30 protein-coding genes are annotated in these 18,432 nt (G+C 36.5%); 13 read left to right on the top strand and 17 right to left on the bottom strand.

Annotated elements, in window-relative coordinates; translation table 11 throughout:
* Positions 1–65: 65 nt before the first annotated feature.
* From JNUCC23_RS01915 to JNUCC23_RS01905, 3 genes are all read right to left on the bottom strand, one after another.
* Positions 66–1,013 carry a hypothetical protein gene (locus tag JNUCC23_RS01915; RefSeq protein ID WP_454213955.1) on the bottom strand — a complete coding sequence of 316 codons (948 nt, stop codon included), beginning with the start codon at positions 1,011–1,013 and terminating at the stop codon, positions 66–68.
* A 134-nt stretch (positions 1,014–1,147) separates the two neighbouring features.
* Entirely contained in the window at positions 1,148–1,606 is a 459-nt protein-coding gene (locus JNUCC23_RS01910) for a helix-turn-helix transcriptional regulator (RefSeq protein ID WP_454213953.1), read from the bottom strand.
* A gap of 415 nt (positions 1,607–2,021) precedes the next feature.
* Positions 2,022–2,165: a hypothetical protein gene (locus tag JNUCC23_RS01905; protein WP_454213951.1), complete on the bottom strand. Its 144-nt coding sequence runs from the start codon at positions 2,163–2,165 to the stop codon at positions 2,022–2,024.
* A gap of 437 nt (positions 2,166–2,602) precedes the next feature.
* On the opposite strand from JNUCC23_RS01905, the gene JNUCC23_RS01900 reads away from it, so the two are divergent.
* From JNUCC23_RS01900 to JNUCC23_RS01875, 6 genes are all read left to right on the top strand, one after another.
* Complete coding sequence (locus tag JNUCC23_RS01900; RefSeq protein WP_454213949.1) at positions 2,603–2,752, top strand: DUF4021 domain-containing protein; 150 nt, start codon at positions 2,603–2,605, stop codon at positions 2,750–2,752.
* A gap of 37 nt (positions 2,753–2,789) precedes the next feature.
* A complete protein-coding gene (locus tag JNUCC23_RS01895) occupies positions 2,790–2,957 on the top strand; it encodes a hypothetical protein (RefSeq protein WP_454213948.1) in 168 nt (55 codons plus the stop codon).
* A 194-nt stretch (positions 2,958–3,151) separates the two neighbouring features.
* Positions 3,152–3,451 carry a DUF378 domain-containing protein gene (locus JNUCC23_RS01890; RefSeq protein ID WP_454213947.1) on the top strand — a complete coding sequence of 100 codons (300 nt, stop codon included), beginning with the start codon at positions 3,152–3,154 and terminating at the stop codon, positions 3,449–3,451.
* Positions 3,452–3,785: 334 nt separating this feature from the next.
* On the top strand, positions 3,786–4,073 hold the full coding sequence (locus tag JNUCC23_RS01885) for a transposase (protein WP_454213945.1): 288 nt from the start codon (positions 3,786–3,788) through the stop codon (positions 4,071–4,073).
* Positions 4,074–4,466: 393 nt separating this feature from the next.
* Positions 4,467–4,739, top strand: coding sequence for a hypothetical protein (locus tag JNUCC23_RS01880; RefSeq protein ID WP_454213943.1), 273 nt, complete (start codon positions 4,467–4,469; stop codon positions 4,737–4,739).
* Positions 4,740–5,225: 486 nt separating this feature from the next.
* A complete protein-coding gene (locus JNUCC23_RS01875) occupies positions 5,226–5,399 on the top strand; it encodes a hypothetical protein (RefSeq protein ID WP_454213942.1) in 174 nt (57 codons plus the stop codon).
* 41 nt (positions 5,400–5,440) lie between these two features.
* Here JNUCC23_RS01875 and JNUCC23_RS01870 read toward each other — a convergent pair whose 3' ends face one another.
* From JNUCC23_RS01870 to JNUCC23_RS01820, 11 genes are all read right to left on the bottom strand, one after another.
* The gene (locus JNUCC23_RS01870; RefSeq protein WP_157279544.1) at positions 5,441–5,614 is read right to left on the bottom strand and encodes a hypothetical protein; all 174 of its coding nucleotides are present in this window, start codon (positions 5,612–5,614) and stop codon (positions 5,441–5,443) included.
* Positions 5,615–5,634: 20 nt separating this feature from the next.
* Positions 5,635–6,474: a DnaD domain protein gene (locus tag JNUCC23_RS01865; protein WP_454213940.1), complete on the bottom strand. Its 840-nt coding sequence runs from the start codon at positions 6,472–6,474 to the stop codon at positions 5,635–5,637.
* A gap of 183 nt (positions 6,475–6,657) precedes the next feature.
* Positions 6,658–7,536, bottom strand: coding sequence for a recombinase RecT (locus JNUCC23_RS01860; protein WP_454213938.1), 879 nt, complete (start codon positions 7,534–7,536; stop codon positions 6,658–6,660).
* On the bottom strand, positions 7,536–8,480 hold the full coding sequence (locus JNUCC23_RS01855; protein WP_454215959.1) for a YqaJ viral recombinase family nuclease: 945 nt from the start codon (positions 8,478–8,480) through the stop codon (positions 7,536–7,538). Before JNUCC23_RS01855 ends, JNUCC23_RS01860 begins: the two co-directional genes overlap by 1 nt.
* Positions 8,481–8,584: 104 nt before the next feature.
* Entirely contained in the window at positions 8,585–8,794 is a 210-nt protein-coding gene (locus JNUCC23_RS01850; protein ID WP_454213936.1) for a YqaI family protein, read from the bottom strand.
* A 213-nt stretch (positions 8,795–9,007) separates the two neighbouring features.
* Positions 9,008–9,280: a hypothetical protein gene (locus JNUCC23_RS01845; RefSeq protein ID WP_454213934.1), complete on the bottom strand. Its 273-nt coding sequence runs from the start codon at positions 9,278–9,280 to the stop codon at positions 9,008–9,010.
* Positions 9,271–9,540 (bottom strand): helix-turn-helix domain-containing protein, encoded by a 270-nt coding sequence (locus JNUCC23_RS01840; protein ID WP_454213932.1) that lies wholly within the window; start codon positions 9,538–9,540, stop codon positions 9,271–9,273. Before JNUCC23_RS01840 ends, JNUCC23_RS01845 begins: the two co-directional genes overlap by 10 nt.
* A 97-nt stretch (positions 9,541–9,637) precedes the next feature.
* Complete coding sequence (locus JNUCC23_RS01835) at positions 9,638–10,339, bottom strand: ORF6N domain-containing protein (RefSeq protein WP_454213930.1); 702 nt, start codon at positions 10,337–10,339, stop codon at positions 9,638–9,640.
* The gene (locus JNUCC23_RS01830) at positions 10,339–10,644 is read right to left on the bottom strand and encodes a DNA-binding protein (RefSeq protein WP_454213929.1); all 306 of its coding nucleotides are present in this window, start codon (positions 10,642–10,644) and stop codon (positions 10,339–10,341) included. Before JNUCC23_RS01830 ends, JNUCC23_RS01835 begins: the two co-directional genes overlap by 1 nt.
* A 14-nt stretch (positions 10,645–10,658) precedes the next feature.
* The gene (locus tag JNUCC23_RS01825) at positions 10,659–10,811 is read right to left on the bottom strand and encodes a hypothetical protein (protein WP_454213927.1); all 153 of its coding nucleotides are present in this window, start codon (positions 10,809–10,811) and stop codon (positions 10,659–10,661) included.
* Between the two features lie 12 nt (positions 10,812–10,823).
* Positions 10,824–11,060, bottom strand: coding sequence for a helix-turn-helix transcriptional regulator (locus tag JNUCC23_RS01820; RefSeq protein WP_454213925.1), 237 nt, complete (start codon positions 11,058–11,060; stop codon positions 10,824–10,826).
* A gap of 136 nt (positions 11,061–11,196) precedes the next feature.
* Between JNUCC23_RS01820 and JNUCC23_RS01815 the strand changes: the two genes are divergently transcribed.
* The 5 genes from JNUCC23_RS01815 to JNUCC23_RS01795 all read left to right on the top strand — a co-directional run bounded on the left by JNUCC23_RS01815 (position 11,197) and on the right by JNUCC23_RS01795 (position 14,250).
* Positions 11,197–11,550 (top strand): helix-turn-helix domain-containing protein, encoded by a 354-nt coding sequence (locus JNUCC23_RS01815; protein ID WP_454213923.1) that lies wholly within the window; start codon positions 11,197–11,199, stop codon positions 11,548–11,550.
* Positions 11,551–11,561: 11 nt separating this feature from the next.
* Entirely contained in the window at positions 11,562–12,065 is a 504-nt protein-coding gene (locus tag JNUCC23_RS01810) for a PH domain-containing protein (RefSeq protein ID WP_454213921.1), read from the top strand.
* Positions 12,066–12,138: 73 nt separating this feature from the next.
* Complete coding sequence (locus JNUCC23_RS01805; protein ID WP_454213919.1) at positions 12,139–12,639, top strand: ImmA/IrrE family metallo-endopeptidase; 501 nt, start codon at positions 12,139–12,141, stop codon at positions 12,637–12,639.
* 19 nt (positions 12,640–12,658) lie between these two features.
* Positions 12,659–12,853 (top strand): hypothetical protein, encoded by a 195-nt coding sequence (locus tag JNUCC23_RS01800; RefSeq protein ID WP_454213918.1) that lies wholly within the window; start codon positions 12,659–12,661, stop codon positions 12,851–12,853.
* 176 nt (positions 12,854–13,029) lie between these two features.
* Complete coding sequence (locus JNUCC23_RS01795; RefSeq protein ID WP_454213916.1) at positions 13,030–14,250, top strand: tyrosine-type recombinase/integrase; 1,221 nt, start codon at positions 13,030–13,032, stop codon at positions 14,248–14,250.
* 80 nt (positions 14,251–14,330) lie between these two features.
* Here JNUCC23_RS01795 and groL read toward each other — a convergent pair whose 3' ends face one another.
* Both groL and groES read right to left on the bottom strand, forming a co-directional pair.
* Positions 14,331–15,968, bottom strand: coding sequence for a chaperonin GroEL (groL, locus tag JNUCC23_RS01790; protein WP_062187144.1), 1,638 nt, complete (start codon positions 15,966–15,968; stop codon positions 14,331–14,333).
* A 59-nt stretch (positions 15,969–16,027) separates the two neighbouring features.
* Entirely contained in the window at positions 16,028–16,312 is a 285-nt protein-coding gene (gene groES, locus JNUCC23_RS01785; protein ID WP_062187145.1) for a co-chaperone GroES, read from the bottom strand.
* A gap of 365 nt (positions 16,313–16,677) precedes the next feature.
* Here groES and JNUCC23_RS01780 point away from each other — a divergent pair, with 365 nt between their 5' ends.
* Together JNUCC23_RS01780 and JNUCC23_RS01775 are read left to right on the top strand one after the other, a co-directional pair.
* Positions 16,678–17,400 (top strand): CPBP family intramembrane glutamic endopeptidase, encoded by a 723-nt coding sequence (locus JNUCC23_RS01780; protein ID WP_454213913.1) that lies wholly within the window; start codon positions 16,678–16,680, stop codon positions 17,398–17,400.
* Positions 17,397–17,609 carry a YdiK family protein gene (locus tag JNUCC23_RS01775; RefSeq protein WP_062187147.1) on the top strand — a complete coding sequence of 71 codons (213 nt, stop codon included), beginning with the start codon at positions 17,397–17,399 and terminating at the stop codon, positions 17,607–17,609. Before JNUCC23_RS01780 ends, JNUCC23_RS01775 begins: the two co-directional genes overlap by 4 nt.
* Before the next feature lie 50 nt (positions 17,610–17,659).
* On the opposite strand, the gene JNUCC23_RS01770 is transcribed toward JNUCC23_RS01775, so the two are convergent.
* The gene (locus tag JNUCC23_RS01770) at positions 17,660–18,325 is read right to left on the bottom strand and encodes a redox-sensing transcriptional repressor Rex (protein WP_403077867.1); all 666 of its coding nucleotides are present in this window, start codon (positions 18,323–18,325) and stop codon (positions 17,660–17,662) included.
* Between the last annotated feature and the right edge of the window lie 107 nt (positions 18,326–18,432).

The following is an 18,432-nucleotide window of genomic DNA, read 5'->3' as shown; positions in this document are numbered from 1 at the left end:
TTCCACCTCCTAGTATTTGAGTTGTTTTGGGCAAAAGAAAAAGCACCCCTAAGGATGCTGTTATATTATTTAAAGGGTACATCTATATATGCACGATCACCTCTGTCTTCTGTAATAATGCCGTATACCTTCCAAGTCTCTATAACTAGTTGATTAAGTTCGTCGAATACTGATATACCTTTCCAATTTGGATACTTAGCGTAAAGATTTCTTAATGCTATTTTTAATTTTGGCCAAATAGGTTTAAATGTTGTTTGGTCTATACACTCATCCATTTGGGCCATGATTTTCAATTCATTTTCTTCGTTTAAACCTAATCCATCAAAGTTCCCTATTACTGTGGCTGCAATTTTCATCATAGGATTAGACAATTCTTGGACCTCTTTAAAAAGTAAATCAATGTTACCACGAATCCTATATTGATTTACTTTATCTCCAATATTCTTTTCTGTATATTCTATTAAATCTAACAAATAATCCATATTTAATCCTTCTTCAACAGGGAATGTTTTTGCAGATAAACGGGGTGCAATATATTCATCCCAAATAATCATAGAGTGATGTTTGGTTACATTCGTTAAATAATTTTCACTAGGATTATCATACTCTCTAATGAATTTCCCCATTTTTTCTTTATTTAAATTATCATGTACGTGACAAAGTTCGTGATGGATCAAATTCGCATAAATCTGTGAACTATCTGGGTCAAATAAAGATAAAAACACTCCCTGTTGAAGAAAAATGACGTTTTTCTGTTCGCCTATTTCTCCATAAGATAGAGTCTTCCCTCCTGCAACACCCATCTCATTATTTGTATACCCTACAGATAAACCATTACTTTTCTGAAAATCAACGACACTTTCGCCAAAATCATTGGGAATATATATTTTTTCTAACCTCGTTATATCCAAATCAACAGAAAGTTTATTTATTACTAAATCGTGCAATGCCTCTTTCATTTGAACTAATTGCTCATCAGAGATGCCTTCAATTGAATCTAAAACTATTTCCATATGTTTTCCTCCCTTTTGTATTGTTTTCGACAAAAATAGTGAGATTCCTGCAAAAAAAGCCACCGCAAGGTGACGCACCGACCAAAATAGAGGGAAGCAGCTTGTTTAACTGCCTCCCCGACCTGCCTTTGATTTTAACATGCCGATTTGGAATTCGAGAAATCCGTAACCTCTGTAACATTTGGAACATATGCGCTAAGTTGGTTAACTATGGAATCTTTAATACGTCCTATATGAGAATGTGATAATCCCATATGAAGAGCAATCCATCGATATGACTTACCTTCCAATATCCAATGAATAACCTCAATTTCACGATCATCTTGAATGGCAGCTATACGGTCCTGGATAACTTGCACCTTTTCCTCATATTGAGCAATCTTCTTATACCTTTTTTCTCTACGTACAACCTCTTTGAAAATAGGATCACTGATTACACCTTGTGGCTTCGGGAGTGTAGCTTCAATGCCGTATTGAGCAGTAAGTCCTTCACCTGCATCTTTCATTGAATCCCGTAATATCTTTATGGAGTTCATCATCCAATGGTAGTCTTTCAAAATACTCTCAATTTGTTTGCTGGCAGCTTCTTTCATTGAGATTCCTCCCTATGTTATAATTCAGTTAGGTTGGCCGGGAGGAATCTCGGCTTTTTATTTTTTCATAGACAATTTCAAGAAAAGAACATATATTTAATTATAGAAGCATCCCGCGTCTCGTTGTCTGGAGGACGATGCTTTATTGAAACTAGTGACTTTGTTGTATTTATGAGTGTAATAATTAATCTGTATAACAGTGATATTATGAAAGATATCAAACGATTAATTAAGTGGATTGTTATCAAGTTTGTTAAGAAAAAATAATAACACATAAAATTAATAGAATGAGATTGCGGGCCCTGCTAACCTACTAAGTTAGCAGGGCCCAAATAAATAAAATTATAGATTACGCATACTATTCTGTAATTTTACTCCCAACCGATAATCCTACTTTTAACATTTTTTGTCTATCCTAGTCGTTCTGCGAATTACCATTCTTTCGTTCCTGTTGTGTAATCACAATTTCTACAACTATAATTCCCTTCCTCGTCCAGCCAACAATCAGGATAACCGCATTTACTACAAGAAACCCATTCGCACACACAATCTGGTTCATTTTCTTTAGCACCACACCCTTTGCAAGTATCTTTTAATCCAAGACGTTTCATGTTCTTCTCTCCTTCCTCATGTGTAGCAGATAATCATTAAGGATAATATATTAGGTATAGGGCAAGGCGTTTAGTCAGGAACACTACACCACCAGTGAGCCTTGCTCTGTTAATGACGTTTATAAAACCTTAATCATTTATTCATAGTTTATTCTCATCTACCCAGTAAGATAAATCACATCAAGATGCCCCCATCTTTTTCATATATCCCGTTATTTTGTCCAGTAAATGCCGGATTTTTTTGTATTTTACGAAGATTTACGAAGATACAGTAAATCTGCTTATCTTTACACCTCTCATATCTCTGGTATTTAGAGAGTAAATTCTATCCTTAAGTATATTTTTTTCATTTTTATCCAGTCTATAATAATCGGAGGTGATTTTAATGAACAACCCAAATCCTAAAAAAGAAACACATGTAAAAAAAGAATTGCAACAAAGTATTGATGAAGTCGGTCTTGATGCAGATGAACAGGCTATGAATGGATTATATGGAATGCCAGAAACTGATTTTGAAAATAGTCAAAACGATTAAGTATTAAGCAATCTAAAATGTGTAGGAAGTGAAATATTTGTCACATCAAACGGATAGAATGAAGAAACAAAAAACTAAATCATTAATAGATAATCGTCAAGGTTCAGGTTCAGAATATCACACAGAGCATGCTGGTCATGTTGAAGGATACGGTCAGCCGCACCCAGTTAATGGCGGAAGTAATTCGACTAAGAACAAAGGTTAATCCCAATTTTTTTTAAGAGTGAACAAATTTTTGTTCACTCTTTTTCACTGTTTCATCAGACTCTTCACTAAAATTTTAATTACTCCAAATCAGTTTAAAGAACAACATGCAAAATTAGCTAATGCATAGTATAAAATTGAATGTTTATACAAAAATTAATAATGTTTAACAATTATAATGAAGGAGTTTTATCCATGAAAATATTACAACGTATCGCCTTAGCTTTAATTATTATCGGTGCTATTAACTGGGGTCTAATTGGATTTTTCCAATTTGATTTAGTTGCAACAATCTTTGGTGGACAAGGTGCCTTTTTATCAAGGGTGATTTTTGGTCTCGTTGGCATAAGTGGACTGGTTTGCTTAACCCTTTTATTTGCTCCAATGGACAAAGAGGTTGAGCGTAATACAAGCCTACACGGCAATAGGAACCTTAATTATTCTACTGAGTTTGGCAAGGAAACAGATTTATCGAAATTAAAGGATGATGAATAACATCTTTGAAGAAGGTGAGTAAAACTGCTCACCTTTGATTTGTTTTTCAGGGCAATTACAGGAATTGAACTCATATAACCTTCCTCTTTGATCACTACATTTTTTGTGTCCACAATCTAGTCGGATTGTTCATCATAACAATCGTCTAAAAAATCCAAGAATCTTTCTGAATCATTTACGATTTCTTCAAATGTTGTGTACATTCTTTGACCTCCTTTATGTCGCTTTTTTTGTCTACTTGTAATAAAATTTGATTTTCATTTTGTTTATTTACCTATAGTTAAGGTAATAATTAGCTAAATACAGTCTTACATGCTATGAAAGGAGTGGCATTTTGAAGATTTTATTAGTTGTGTCTAGCATTGCTTTTCCTATTATTATGGTTTTTCTACAGAATCACAGAAAGATATTCCGAATAATTTTTAATATTATCGCTGTTATATCAACTAGTATTTTTGGAAATATTGCAGCAACATCTATTTACCAGATCCTAATTGACAATGCTGTATTTATGACTACAATTCATGGTGTTTTTCTTAATCCTTATTTCTTGATAACTGGATCTTATCTTGGAGTATTCATCATTTACAGATTAATGGTTCTTACATTGGATGAAAGATAGTATCTTCATCCATTTTTTCATCCCAATTCCCTGCGAAGCTTATTCTGTCGGTGTTTATTCGGACTGCGAACTAAACACCCACTGCATAACGCAAACCACTCGCACACATCTCAGGTAAATTCGCTTTTACTAATGCATCTGAAAATGGCGGTGGAACACTGTCTCCTACACGTCTAATTTGGTCTGACTTAGTCCCAGAATGTAGTTGTTCGGAAAATCCTGACCCGCGAAGTTATCGACTATAATTTCACGAAAAAAATCAAACTGCTTCATGATTACCTCCTTATTTACTAAACTTATAAATACTTTTTTAATCTCCAATTAAAGATGTTTACTTTATTCCCAAAAATGCTATTATGTGCTAGGAATAATTTACTAGGTTAGGAGTTTAATATGGTATATCTAATTATTGGATTCATTTTATTAATTGTTATTATCGGCGCCTTTAAAAGTGATCAGGCCGGATGCGGTTGCCTAATTTTGGTCATACTAATTCTCTTAATAATGCTTAGATTTTTTCCAACAGCCCTAAAGTTTCTTTTCGATTTATTACGCTTACTTTGGTACGCAATTAAAGATGTAATACCCTCAGCTGTTGGTGACTTATTTGGTGCCTTTTGGAATTGGGCAACTGAATTATTTCTGATTTCAAGCTTCCTTTTTTAAGGAAGTTTGAGATCTAAGAAACTTAATAATCCTTTTGTTAACTTAATATTCGAAATGTCCATCACTTAAATGTTTCATGTTAATATCAATATAGATAATATTGGTAATTTTATCTTAGAAAGAAGTGTATGATATGAAAATGGTTACTTCGAAGTATTTAATAGCTACCTCTTTACTATTTGGAATTATTATTGTTACCTGTGGCATTCAAATAGTTTTTTCCACTTTAGTATTTGTTAGGCTAATTAATTTAATAGTAGTTATTAATCTTTCTATAATTGTTGGTGCCTTCATAAGAGAGATATTCATCCTTAAAAGAAAATAGATAATTACGGTAAATATTCATTCATAACACGCTTATTGTGTCTACTGTTTAATCGGAGTGCGGCAACCCAAAACAGCTAACTAGCTGCTTACTAAAAGTAGGTTATGATTCTGAAAAAATAAGTTATTATTAACCGATTACTATTAAAGGGAGTGCGTTAAATGGATAAGAAACAAAAAATTCTTCTTATCACAATTTTATTAGTCGGTCTTCCAGTAGTGTTTCTTGCGCCAGAAAGCAGATACGTTTTTCTATTATTACCTCTATATGTTGTTATTTCTTTTGGTGTTGAAATTTATGATTGGGTAAAAGAAAAACGAAAAAATATATACTGATTCATTCTTGCTTTTTAACGGGCGGTTACAAACTGGACAATTCACGACCTCACCGCCGATGCTTTAGCTAGTTCAATTTTCAATTCCTCATAAGTTAATAGATCAATAGATAAACCGGTATGGGAATGATGGATACCCATATCTTTTAACCTAGATAAGACAAAATTCCTTTTCATTTCATTTTGAGATTGAACAGCTTGGTAAAGTAATCCCATCAAGCACCCTTCCTTTCCAACTATGGATTTATTTTCTGGAACATCTGGTCCATTTTACGTTTACGATCTTCCAATTCTTTAATGTTAACTGGCTCATTTGACTCAACAGCTGGATTTTTTTGCAGCCATTCAGGAACAACCTCAACTCTTGCCGAGCCTTTTCTGTACGGAGTAACCTTGTTCTGTTTCTGAGCTTGCTTCTCTTTAAATTCAAGCTGATAAGCCTCTACATCAACTGTTGTCTTAAGTCCTTTGTCAAACCAGTCCTTTAAGATAGCTTCAACATATCTCCACGTCTTTTTGCCCTGTTCAGTAGAGCGTTTCATCGCTAGTATGACTAGTTCATCTGAAAGGTCTTCGCACCAGAATGAAATTTTTTCTGAAATGTAGCTACCAATTACACCAAAGCCGTTCTCTTCGTAAAATCGAAATGGATTTTCTTTAACTGGCACGTCATCATCTTTATTAATTATTTCGTTTTGTTTAGTTTCGTTTAGTTTAATTAATGCGGAAGCATTGCCAGAAAGGTTGTCGGAAGGTTTGTCGGAAACACTGTCGGAAATGTTGCCTGCAATTGTTGCCGACAAATCTACTAAACTGTAGATCGCCGCCTGATTTCCCTTCCTAGACCTAAAATCAATGAATCCCTTAATCTTTAAATCATTTCTGGCATTATTAACTGTTCTTTCAGAGAGGCCTGCTTTAATACATAACACCGATACAGCCACCGAAAATTCTCTCTGCCATCCTGCCTTATTGTTTACGTGCACTAATGCGTGCCATAAAGCAATTGCCGATGTGCTAAGTGAATTCGTCTCGAGCCGATCATAGAATGCATTAATAAGCTTTATGTAATTCACGATGTACCTCCTCTCTTTATTGTTTTACACAGACTGCAAAGCCATCTTTAACTGAGATAACGGTATAATCCGGATAACCCTTCATATACTGTAGGACAAGCTTTTTTAAGTGATTGTTATCCTTTGCCTCCTCCCACAACTTTCGAGGGAGGAGAACGTTAGTTTTGTATTCGAGATTACTCATCAATTAAACTTAATTTCCTGATCGATTACAGAAGGCTTTTCTTTCGAATCGGTTTTACCTGTTTCAGGTGCCGCATCGATGATTTCCGGCTCTGTAAAATCTTCAACCTCACTTGCCTCATCTGTTATATCCTTCATTTCTGGCTCCTTTTCGTCCTCAGCAACAGCAGTCTGCATTTCAACAGATAAAATCCCCCACTTGCCAAGCATGTTCCGTAAAACTGTCTTCATGGCCATAGCGTCATAATCAGAACGCCAAACATTGTTTAAGCTTGTTTTGTCCTTGGCTTTATTAAACTTGATACGATGTGCTTCTATTTCATCTCGGGTCCAATAGACAGTCTTTTCAAAACCATTTATCAGTTTGAAATATCCGCAATATCCGATCACCTTATCGCTTGTAGCAGCATCTAAATCAAGGTCAATTTCTTCTGTAAGGCGGTTCCACTTAACAAGTTCACCTTCACGTACCTCGATAACATTAATGCTTTTATATTGGCCTGTCCTAAGAGCTAACTGAATGTATCCTTTGTAACCGAGTTGGAATTGCGCCGCCTTATGACCCTTATTTTTGTCATAGAAAGGAACAATCCAGGCATACCCAAGATTCTTATCAATCGGTAGATCCAGAGTGGCTGCCACCATTGCAGAAGAAACGATACTCATTGGCTCAGCTGCCTGAATGTTAGGATCGCCATTATAAAGATTCAGCAAAGATGACATAAATTGTGGTGCCTTTTTTTCTAAAACCTGTTCAAATTTCTTTTTCATTGTTGGTGCGCTAAGTAAATTTTTAAGCCCAAGAGATTGAGCAGAAACTTGCGTTGTAGCATCCTGTTTATTTACTAATTGATTTTTTAAAGCAGCATTTGTAGCCATTAATTAGCCATCTCCTTCACAGCGAATTTACGAAAACTAGTTTCTTTCAGGACTTCACGGTATATATCAGGGAATTTTTCTTTCAAGGTCTTTGTATCCACTCTGCTTTGAGATTGGTTTTTCCAAGATACAAGGAAACTATCTACCAGACCTGTTTCAGCATCCTTTAGTTCAGCCTTGATTTTATTTTCAATTTCCGTTTTCGCTGACTTGATGAGCTTTTCATCAGCTTTGATTTTTTCATATTGAGATAAATACTCTTTATAATCAGATGGGAGAATAATCTCCTTATCCTTTTCTGCACGATCATATTTTTCTTTAAGGTATTTTTCAGCAGCACTAGAGCCATCTAACTCTGGAGGAATCCCTTGCAGAACATGAAACTCCCAGAAATGCTTTTCAGCTGAGAAGATCATATTGATAAGCTCCTCATCACGTTCTACTTCTTTCCAGATAAATTTATTTCCACCGACAAGCACAGCGATATACCCCTTTTCCTTACCTGTCACGCCAAGGTAATGTTGAACTTGTACAAGATAGCTGGCCGGGACTTCATCTGACTCCCATTCCTTTGCTAGATAAGCACTTGCTGTCTTACATTCAAGCAAAGAGGATTCACCAATAACGAGCCGATCCAGGTTAGCCTTAATGAACGGGAATTCTGGATGGGTGTACATGAAGTTTGTTCGGCGAACCTTCTTATCTGTGCGCTTTTCAAATTCTTTAGCAACCACATTCTCCATTTCATTACCCCAATAGATGGCTTCATTATCGATTTCTAGTGGTGTAACTTGTCCCGTTTTTTCAAGCCATAATTCAAATGCTGTACGGTATTTATTTAAGCCGAGAATGATTCCAGCATCACTGCCACCGATTCCTTTAGTACGTTCTTCAAGCCATTCCATACGGCTCATATCACGAGTAGAAATTGCATTCATATTCATTGCCATAAAATATGCCTCCTTTACCGTCACTGGACGATGTGCTAAAATGACGATAATAAAATTATTTTTCAATCATTGGTTCCTGTTCTCAGCAGGAGCCATTTTTATATTGCTGTTGAAAATATCGCTTGATATTCTTCTGCAAGAAAGCGTTCAAGATTATCTTTCAAGATCAACTCACCATCAATTTCAACGTAATCATCACCAGATAGAATCTCTGTTCCGAAAAAATCAGTACCAGCATGCTCAGGTTGATCTACCATATTCGGATAACCAGCACGTTCAATTTCTTCAATTACTGGATGATCTCGCACATTCCTCACCTCCTTTAAAATCATGAGTTGTACCCCTGTTTTTGATGTACAGTTAGAATTTGCCGTAGCAGTATAAAACTGCTATAATAGAGTTATCAAATTTAATATTTGTTACCGAAAAGTAGTAAGTGTCCGCTTACTGCTTTTTTATTTTTTCTAACAAAAATTGTTTTGTTGTTTGTGATAAACTTAACCATTCCCCAGCTTTGATCTTCATGAATTTCTCACCACCATTTCTACCGAAATCCCTTTAGCTCTCATCAACTTAACAACCTCTTCAAATCGATCACGACGAACCTTTTTTTCGTGCAATCTTTCAAGTTCGCGAATGGAATTTAACAAATCAATAGTCGTCAGCTTTGCTTCTTCAAATTCCCCTTTAAAAATGGATTTTTCAATGCGACTATAGCAGCTATGTATGCACTTATGTTCTGATGCTGCCTTCTCAACATCCTGCGGTAAAACACTTATTTCCGTTAACTGCATAAAGGAAGTCCTCCTATATGTGGTAGTAGTTGATGAATCATTGTTATTCCATCCATTCCATACAAGAACGCCACAGCGACCTCTTGAGCATTTGTAACACGAACCCATTCCATAAATGTGTGCATATCCGGTATCTTCCTTTCTGTTTCAAGTTTTGAAATAGCAGACTGAGAGAGATTCAAGCGATCTCCCATTTCCTCCTGCGATAAACCAGCCTTTTTTCTACATGCCTGCAAGACAACACCAAAATTCAATAGCATTTGTAACACCCCCTCTCTCATATATTCCAAATTGGAATATGGCATTTTTTACAGGAATACTATTCCTTGGTAAAACTTGCTAGAATGAGAGAGTAGGCTAGGAAACCTTGCGTGGTATCCAATTTTCTATGTAGCGTATAGCGCTTTGAAGTTCTTGCCTCTTAACGTCTTTGTAACTGGCAACGCCGAATCTATCTTTAATCTCTCGATAAGCTTCTCGGAAAAGCCTGGCAGCTTCTTGCTTATCTTGAGTGAATTCATAGACTCGGCGTGCTACACCTTTTTGAAGTCGCCGTTGTTCGCCGTAATCAAGGGTTATTTGTTGTTCGACTTTATTATCAATTTGAGTGACAAGTTTTCTGATTTCATGCTGTTCCTCTTTGATCGCTTGAGTATCCTCAACAAGATCAGCAGTTGTACGAAGCACTGTAACAAGAGCCATATCTTTTGAAAGAGGAACAACATTTTCTTTAAAAGAGTAATAATCATCAATTAACTTTTCATAAGCATCCCAAGCCTGATCCGTATTAAGGGACTTTGCATGTAACCACGCACCTTTTTCGGTCCAGAGATACAAAATTGATGTAAATTTAAGGCTGTCGTCATTTTGACGTGCCCCTTTGAATTCTCGGAGATCTTCTCCAGATAGAGCATAAAAATGTTTACCTTGTAAATATCGATCTGCATTTCTCTGAAAGTTACGATTTATTATTTTCGATTCAGTTCCATACGCTTCGGCTAACTGGACGGTCGTTAAAACACGTTGACCATTTTGAAGGTTAGGTTGTAATTGATTCATCAGATAACCTCCCTTTTGAAATAGCGTGTGTTTTCATCAACCCAGCGAGTATGCTGTTCAATCCATTTGAATAGCAAGTGAGTTGGAATCAGGACTCCCGCTTCGCGAAATACTGGAAAGTCTGGACGATTAAATAATTCAGCTGCTTTCGTTTCGCCGATGTCCATTAATTTCATCAACTGCTTTCTTGTAAGTAATGGAGGTAACTGGTTTTGTTGGATTACGTCCGCCACGGCATTTTTGATTTCTTTGCGTAACATTTCGCGGAAATTATCATCTGCGAAATCAAGATTGACTTGGATCATCAAGATCATCCTCCTTACGGGATTTGGATTACTTGTTGCTGGCAAATAGTACTGAGTTCTAGTTGTAAGCTACGAACAATGTCTGGTACCTCGGCAAAGGTTACATTGTTGGTTGATAGAACTTTAAGTAGCTCTTTGATGACTTGTTCTTTTTGTTTAGCGTTCATGGGTTACTCCTTTCAGGCTGTGTTTTTATCACCGCACACTTTGTGCGTATTATCATTAAAAAAAAGGGCCTGCACATTTGTTTTGTAATAATTGGCTAATCTTACTTTAATTTCATCACGAGGGATCCTTTGGGCATTTTCGTACATTTGTAAAGCACTTACGCTAATATCGACGCTAGAAGCGACCTCTTCTCTTGATTTGTCGCCGCGTAACTTAATTAGTCTATTGCCGATAAGTTTTTTATCCACATTCTTACCTCCCTTCCGCACAGTTCGTGTTGCTATGTACTCATAATACACCGCACATTTCGTGCTGTCAACACATTATGTGCGGAATATAAAAATAAAACACAATTCGTGTTAATATTGTATTTAGGTGATGATTATGAGTACATTTGGAGATCGTTTAAGAGTTTTAAGAAAGGAAAAAGGAAAATCCCAAAAAGAGTTTGGGAAACTTTTTTCACTGAGCGAAAGCACTATTGGGATGTATGAAAGAGACGAAAGAAAACCCGATTACGATACTTTGGAAAAGTTTAGTGATTATCTAGAGGTATCGATTGATTTTTTGATTACTGGTAGAGAAAATCCGAACTCTAATAAAGTTATGTGGAAGGATTTACTTGATCCAAAAGCTCAGATATTCTTTAAGGATTTAGCTGATGCACCTGAAGAAAAAATAGAAGAACTCATACAGTTTTGGGAAATCATCAAAAATAGAGGTAAAGGGAATAAATAGGGGGGACTGACATGAACACTGATAAGTTGTCTAAAAAGGCCTTAAAGTTGATTGATATGGCTAAGCAATATTTGGATTCTGATGAAGTCCCTGAATATGCAATTTTAGGAACATATGAAACAGAATGGATGGGTCAAAGAACCACAAGAGGTAATGGACTGTTTCTTGCGACAAACAAAAAGTTATTTTTTTATGCAAAAAGAATGACTGGTTATGAATCTGAAACTTTTCCTTACTCAAAAATAAACAGTTTTGAATCTGGTAAAAAGTTGTTAGGCCATTATATTACTTTTTTCGCAAGTTCCAACATAGTTAGCATGAAATATATTCAAGATGGTAACCTAGGAGATTTTATCACTTATGTAAAATCAAAAATTGAAGATCAACAAGAAGAAGTAAAAACTAATATCGGCATATCTATTGCGGATGAACTAAAAAAATTATCTGATTTAAGAGATGCTGGCATCCTTTCACAAGAAGAATTTATTAATCAAAAAGAGAAACTTTTAAGCTAATACATCTAACCCATGCCTCGGGTTTTTCTTTTAATCACAAAAAGAACATATATTCTCGTTTTTGGGGGTCAATATGAAATATTACACAACTTTGCTTGAAGATTGGATAAAAGAGTTTTATTACAGGCTAGATATCTCCCGCCCTTACCAACTAAACTTGCTAGAAATAAGTGCACGATTGGGTTTGATCGTGAACTACGAAAGAATGACAAGCAGATTTTACGAACAGGACATTATTATCGATGAACGATTGTCTGAACAAGAACAATGGCAAGATTTTGCTCATGAACTTTGTCATATTTTAAGACACAATGGCAATCAGTTCACGATGTCTAAATTGTTTCTAGATTTACAGGAAAATCAAGCAAACCATTTCGCCTACCACTTCTGTATCCCAACTTTCATGCTATTGAAAATGCAGATTCCTGATGATCGTAATCAAGCAATTTATTTTCTTGCAAATACCTTTAGCGTCACACTTGAATTTGCCGAAAAGCGTTTAGATTTATTTCTGAATCAAATTTTTAGTTTCCAATTAGCTGCTTTAAATTCGCAATTTTTAAAAAGTAAGTAAACAGAAAGGTGGAATCGTTATGAAGAAAGGTAACATTCCAAAATTCAATCTACAAGAAGAATTTAAAGAATCAAAACGATTAGGCGTAAATACAGTAAAAATTCCATTGCTCAGTAATATTAGATTAGTAGACGGTAAATTGCAATATGACATAGAAGATTATATCGAGACGCCTATACATTTTTTGAAAGATGAAAATAGGAGTTTGAATTGAAAATTTTCGCGTTCGCGTTCCTCATCATCTTTTTTAGTTTAGTTTAGTTTTGTTTAGTTTAATTAATGCGGAAGCATTGCCGGAAAGGTTGTCGGAAGGTTTGTCGGAAACACTGTCGGAAGAACTGTCAGCAATGATTGCCGACAAAAATAATAAATGAAGGGTTGTGGATCATTTTGGCATCTCTAAGAAAAGTGAAAGCGAATAATAAACAAGGTTATAAATGGTTATGCGTGGCTGATGGTCCGCCTGATCCAGTCACAGGGAAACGAAAGCAAATATCCAGAAAAGCCGACGGGAAAAAAGAAGCAATCAAACTTGTCGAAGATGCCCTTCGGAAGCTAAGTGAAGATGGAATCGATGAAAAAAAGATAAGGAAGCTACCTTTCGAATCAGTCGCTTGGGAATGGTTGAACACCTACGCTAAAGGGAAAGTCAAATCAAGCACCGTTCGTGTCCGGGAAAAGGAAATCAAAATCACACTTAGATACTATGCGAAAGTGAACATTGATAAGGTAAGTTCTCGGATGCATCAGAACATGTTAAATGATTTGGATGATAAAAATTATGTAAAAACAACAATTGAGGGTGTTCATGTTACCGCTAATATGATTTTTAAGTATGCGATAAAAGAAAAGATGAGAAAGGATAACCCTTGTACTGGAGCTGTTATTCCAGTTAAAAAATTGACAGTGGAAGACATTGAGAACACTTCGGTTGAAGATAAGTATCTGGAAAAAGGGGAACTATCTGAATTTCTGACTGCCGCAAAGCACCATGGACTTGAATTGGATTTAGAGATCTTTTATCTACTAGCATTTTCGGGGATGCGATCAGGGGAATTGTGCGCTCTTAAATGGACAGATATAAACTTCGATACAAATGAGGTCAGAATTACAAAAACTTTGTACAATCCTCAAAACAATATGAAGGAGTATGAGCTTACACCTCCTAAAACAAAGGGTTCAATTCGTACATTCGATGTAGATGATAGTGTAATTGACTTATTAAGATCTTTAAAAAGAAGACAAGCAAAAGTGAAATTGGCGACCAGAAAGGATAATCCTGACTACCACGATAAAAATTTTATTTTCTCCAGAGATAACGGGTATCCATACATACAAAAAAACATCATAATCAGAATGAAACGATTGCTGAAAAAAACACCGATTACGAAGAATGCCACACCACATATATTTCGCCATACCCACATTAGTATGTTAGCAGAAGCCGAAATAGATATTAATACGATTATGAAACGAGTCGGGCATGATGACATGAAGACGACTATGAAAATTTATTCCCATGTCACAGATAAAATGAAAAAGAATGCCGCCCAAAAGATTAAAAATCATTTCGGGAGCATTCTTAATTTACCAAAATCGCAAGAAATGTGAGTGAAATGTGATTTTATCAGCACACAGGCACTTTAGAAGTGCCTGTAAACACTGGTATATCAACATTTCTCAAGCATGAATTACATCATGCCGCCCATTCCACCCATGCCGCCCATATCAGGCATACCCATGCCGCCAGCACCAGCAGGTTCTGGTTTGTCAGCTACTACTGCTTCTGTTGTTAAGAACATTGCAGCTACTGATCCAGCGTTTTGTAGTGCATAACGAGTAACTTTTGTAGGGTCAACGATACCAGCTTCGATCATGTTTACCCACTCGCCGTTTGCAGCGTTGAATCCTGTGCCTACTGCTTCACCTTTTAGGCGCTCTACGATTACTGATCCTTCAAGACCAGCGTTGTGAGCAATTTGGCGTACAGGCTCTTCGATTGCACGAAGAACGATGTTGATACCAGTTGCTACGTCACCCTCAGCTTGAATTGCAGCAATTTTGCTGTATACGTTTAGAAGAGCAGTACCACCACCAGCTACGATTCCTTCTTCAACCGCTGCACGAGTAGAGTTTAATGCGTCTTCGATACGAAGTTTGCGTTCTTTTAATTCTGTTTCAGTTGCAGCACCAACTTTAATAACTGCTACTCCACCAGCTAATTTAGCTAGGCGCTCTTGTAATTTTTCACGGTCAAATTCAGAAGTCGTTTCTTCTAATTGAACACGGATTTGATTTACACGAGCTTGGATTTGAGCAGAGTCTCCAGCACCTTCAACGATCGTTGTGTTTTCTTTAGAAACAACCACTTTAGAAGCGCGTCCTAATGATTCGATTGTAGCCGATTTAAGATCAAGACCAACTTCTTCTGTGATCACTTCTCCGCCAGTAAGTGCAGCGATATCTTCAAGCATCGCTTTACGACGATCTCCGAATCCAGGTGCTTTAACCGCTACTGCGTTGAATGTTCCACGAAGTTTGTTCACAACAAGTGTTGCAAGTGCTTCGCCTTCAACATCTTCAGCAATCATCAATAGTGGTTTACCTTGTTGAACAACTTGTTCAAGCACAGGAAGGATTTCTTGGATATTTGTAATTTTTTTGTCAGTGATTAGGATATATGGATTTTCAAGGACAGCTTCCATTTTATCTGAATCAGTAACCATGTATGGTGATGCATAGCCACGGTCGAATTGCATACCTTCAACAACATCAAGCTCCGTTGTGAAGCCTTTTGATTCTTCGATTGTGATTACGCCGTCGTTTCCAACACGCTCCATAGCTTCAGCGATTAATTGACCAACTTCTTCGTCAGCAGAAGAAATCGCAGCTACTTGTGCAATGCTTTCTTTATTTTCGATTGGTTTAGAGATAGCTTTCAACTCTTCGATTGCTACGTTTACTGCTTTCTCCATTCCTTTACGGATACCCATTGGGTTAGCACCAGCTGTAACGTTTTTAAGTCCTTCGCGGATCATCGCTTGAGCAAGAACTGTAGCTGTAGTTGTACCATCACCAGCAACATCATTTGTTTTGCTCGCTACTTCAGCAACTAATTTTGCACCCATGTTTTCAAATGCATCTTCAAGTTCGATTTCTTTCGCGATTGTTACACCGTCATTTGTGATAAGTGGTGAACCAAATTTTTTCTCAAGAACCACGTTACGTCCTTTTGGTCCTAATGTTACTTTAACTGCATTTGCAAGAGCATCTACTCCGCGTAGCATTGCACGGCGAGCGTCTTCACTGAATTTAATATCTTTAGCCATGTATAAAACCCTCCCTAATTTTTATAAAAATGGTTCGTTCGGTTATGTTTTGTATGTGCTTAGCCGATAACAGCTAAAATATCGCTTTCGCGTAAAATTAAGTATTCTGTACCATCATATTTCACTTCAGTACCAGCATATTTTGAGAAGATAATACGATCGCCTTGGGCAACCTCTAAAGCTACACGTTCACCATTTTCAAGAATACGGCCATTGCCGGCAGCCACTATTTTACCTTCTTGCGGCTTTTCTTTTGCAGTATCAGGAAGTACGATACCGCTTGCAGTTTTTTCCTCAGATTGAACTAGTTCAATAATAACGCGATCACCTAATGGTTTTAACAAGTGAAACACCCTCCTCAAATTGTGTTGATGTATAGATCCTCTTATTATTAGCACTCACTACCATCGAGTGCTAACACAATTATTATATTAAATAAAACCTGGTTCTTTTGCAAGTAATTCTATTGTAAATTTTTCTATTCATTTTATTTGGTAGACGGGAATACTACTTCATAGTCATTTCTTATTTTTAAAAACAAATGATGGATTCGTACGTTTAATTGGAGTTATCTGCTTTTTTTTGATACCCTTTTCTTTATAAGATAAGTAAAAGTATTCAGCATACGCTTCCTAATTGGGATGTGTGGTCTTATCCTTTTTTATTTTCATAAAATGATTGTATACCCTAGATTAAAGGAGATATCTTTTTGAAAAAAGAATTTTGGTTTGTCATCATTACATATGTCATTATGCAGCTGTCAGGTGGATTAGCTATCGATATCATTGCCATGATCGCTGTTTCTGCTGGTATGGAGCTAACAAACGAACTCAAAACGTTAATTGGTGCCTATTGGATTGTTTTCAGCTTCATTATCGCTCTGATATTTGTCCTGTTTTTCATGCGGCACGAGATGCGGCAAAAGGATATTCGAAATCAGACTACGATTCCCGTTTCGATTCTTTGGGGATTTGGCGGGGTCTTCCTTGCCATGTTTGCGCAGACAGTAGCAGGACTGCTTGAGCAACAGATGGGCATTAAACAGAACTCAGAAAACACGGAGCAGATCTTAAGCCTAATCACACAATTTCCAATCGTTATGCTTGTGTCCTCTATCGTTGGACCCATCCTGGAAGAAATCATTTTCCGAAAAATCATCTTCGGTTCTCTTTATAAGCGATTAAACTTCTTCCTATCAGCACTCATTAGTTCGGTCATATTCGGTTTTGCTCATTTTGAGCCCGAGCATATTCTCTTATACTCCGCAATGGGTTTTACCTTTGCCTATCTATATATAAAGACCAAGCGAATTCTCGTCCCAATATTCGCACATGTAGCGATGAATACACTCGTCGTCATCGTGCAGTTGAATTATGACAAATACTTGGATTCTTTGGAAAAAGCGCAGTCATTTATCGGAGGGGTTTTATGAAACGTCGGTCACCTTTATCTATTGGCATTATCTATATCGCGTTAGGGGTTCTATTCACCGTATTTGCTATTCAATCAGTATCATCTAACGGTTGGGGCTTCTTTTCTTATTTTCTTGTTGGTTTAGCCACTCTTGACCTGGGTTCAGGCGTAAGAATGCTTATTCTGCATTATAAGATCAAAGCGGTACATAAAAATAAGAAAAAGTAATAAAATTAAAATAACACGCTGCCTGATGCAAGAATCGGACAGCGTGTTGATTATTCTTCTATACTATTTTCTTCTTCTGAATCTGTATAATTCTTCAGAAAATAAATAAGAGACTGTAATTCCACAGCAAGGTCAATATGATGAATCCGAACCGTACTCGGTACATTTAATCTCGCAGGTGTGAAATTTAATATACCGCGAATATCTGCTTGAATCAATTGATCAGTAATCGGCTGAGCAACTGATACTGGTACAGTCAATATCGCAACCGCAATATTTTCTTCTTTCAATCGTTCTGTGAGCTCATCCATATGATGGACATACACATCTTCTACCCGTTTTCCTACCTTCTCTGGATCTACATCAAATGCCATCGCAATTTTTGTATTATTATTTTTCAAAAAATTATAGTTTAGAAAAGCTGTTCCTAAATTACCAACTCCAATTAATGCAACTTGTGTTAGGTCATCTTGGTCTAAAGTTTTTTGAAAAAATGATAATAGGTAATTCACATTATATCCGTAGCCTTTTTTACCTAAGGCTCCAAAATAAGAAAAGTCCCTGCGAATCGTAGCGGAGTCAACTTTAACCGCATCACTTAACTCTGCAGACGATACTCTTTGTTTACCAGCAGAATGTAGATTTTTTAAAAAACGATAATATAAGGGCAGCCGTTTGGCAGTTGCTTGCGGAATCTTCATTGGTTCTTGGATCATTACTTTCCCCGCTTTCCCATTTGCTATTTCTTCATTTAGTAGTCAAAACGGTCGATATTTCACGCTTTTAAGTATGCGCTCTTCATATCTTTTGGTACTAACAGTGA

Source organism: Peribacillus sp. JNUCC 23, from assembly GCF_053653995.1.
This window is presented reverse-complemented; position numbering and strand designations above follow the sequence as displayed.

What these genes read in the sequence shown, in the direction of transcription:
- JNUCC23_RS01910 (WP_454213953.1), bottom strand. Translation starts at nt 1,606, where the DNA reads ATGAAAGAAGCTGCCAGCAAACAAATTGAGAGTATTTTGAAAGACTAC.
- JNUCC23_RS01875 (WP_454213942.1), top strand. Translation starts at nt 5,226, where the DNA reads ATGGATAAGAAACAAAAAATTCTTCTTATCACAATTTTATTAGTCGGT.
- groL (WP_062187144.1), bottom strand. Translation starts at nt 15,968, where the DNA reads ATGGCTAAAGATATTAAATTCAGTGAAGACGCTCGCCGTGCAATGCTA.
- JNUCC23_RS01815 (WP_454213923.1), top strand. Translation starts at nt 11,197, where the DNA reads ATGAGTACATTTGGAGATCGTTTAAGAGTTTTAAGAAAGGAAAAAGGA.
- JNUCC23_RS01880 (WP_454213943.1), top strand. Translation starts at nt 4,467, where the DNA reads ATGGTATATCTAATTATTGGATTCATTTTATTAATTGTTATTATCGGC.
- JNUCC23_RS01825 (WP_454213927.1), bottom strand. Translation starts at nt 10,811, where the DNA reads ATGAACGCTAAACAAAAAGAACAAGTCATCAAAGAGCTACTTAAAGTT.
- JNUCC23_RS01870 (WP_157279544.1), bottom strand. Translation starts at nt 5,614, where the DNA reads ATGGGATTACTTTACCAAGCTGTTCAATCTCAAAATGAAATGAAAAGG.
- JNUCC23_RS01905 (WP_454213951.1), bottom strand. Translation starts at nt 2,165, where the DNA reads ATGAACCAGATTGTGTGTGCGAATGGGTTTCTTGTAGTAAATGCGGTT.
- JNUCC23_RS01775 (WP_062187147.1), top strand. Translation starts at nt 17,397, where the DNA reads ATGAAACGTCGGTCACCTTTATCTATTGGCATTATCTATATCGCGTTA.
- JNUCC23_RS01800 (WP_454213918.1), top strand. Translation starts at nt 12,659, where the DNA reads ATGAAGAAAGGTAACATTCCAAAATTCAATCTACAAGAAGAATTTAAA.
- JNUCC23_RS01770 (WP_403077867.1), bottom strand. Translation starts at nt 18,325, where the DNA reads ATGATCCAAGAACCAATGAAGATTCCGCAAGCAACTGCCAAACGGCTG.
- JNUCC23_RS01900 (WP_454213949.1), top strand. Translation starts at nt 2,603, where the DNA reads ATGAACAACCCAAATCCTAAAAAAGAAACACATGTAAAAAAAGAATTG.
- JNUCC23_RS01855 (WP_454215959.1), bottom strand. Translation starts at nt 8,480, where the DNA reads ATGAATATGAATGCAATTTCTACTCGTGATATGAGCCGTATGGAATGG.
- JNUCC23_RS01810 (WP_454213921.1), top strand. Translation starts at nt 11,562, where the DNA reads ATGAACACTGATAAGTTGTCTAAAAAGGCCTTAAAGTTGATTGATATG.
- JNUCC23_RS01835 (WP_454213930.1), bottom strand. Translation starts at nt 10,339, where the DNA reads ATGAATCAATTACAACCTAACCTTCAAAATGGTCAACGTGTTTTAACG.
- JNUCC23_RS01915 (WP_454213955.1), bottom strand. Translation starts at nt 1,013, where the DNA reads ATGGAAATAGTTTTAGATTCAATTGAAGGCATCTCTGATGAGCAATTA.
- JNUCC23_RS01890 (WP_454213947.1), top strand. Translation starts at nt 3,152, where the DNA reads ATGAAAATATTACAACGTATCGCCTTAGCTTTAATTATTATCGGTGCT.
- JNUCC23_RS01860 (WP_454213938.1), bottom strand. Translation starts at nt 7,536, where the DNA reads ATGGCTACAAATGCTGCTTTAAAAAATCAATTAGTAAATAAACAGGAT.
- JNUCC23_RS01845 (WP_454213934.1), bottom strand. Translation starts at nt 9,280, where the DNA reads ATGCAGTTAACGGAAATAAGTGTTTTACCGCAGGATGTTGAGAAGGCA.
- JNUCC23_RS01840 (WP_454213932.1), bottom strand. Translation starts at nt 9,540, where the DNA reads ATGCTATTGAATTTTGGTGTTGTCTTGCAGGCATGTAGAAAAAAGGCT.
- JNUCC23_RS01830 (WP_454213929.1), bottom strand. Translation starts at nt 10,644, where the DNA reads ATGATCCAAGTCAATCTTGATTTCGCAGATGATAATTTCCGCGAAATG.
- JNUCC23_RS01805 (WP_454213919.1), top strand. Translation starts at nt 12,139, where the DNA reads ATGAAATATTACACAACTTTGCTTGAAGATTGGATAAAAGAGTTTTAT.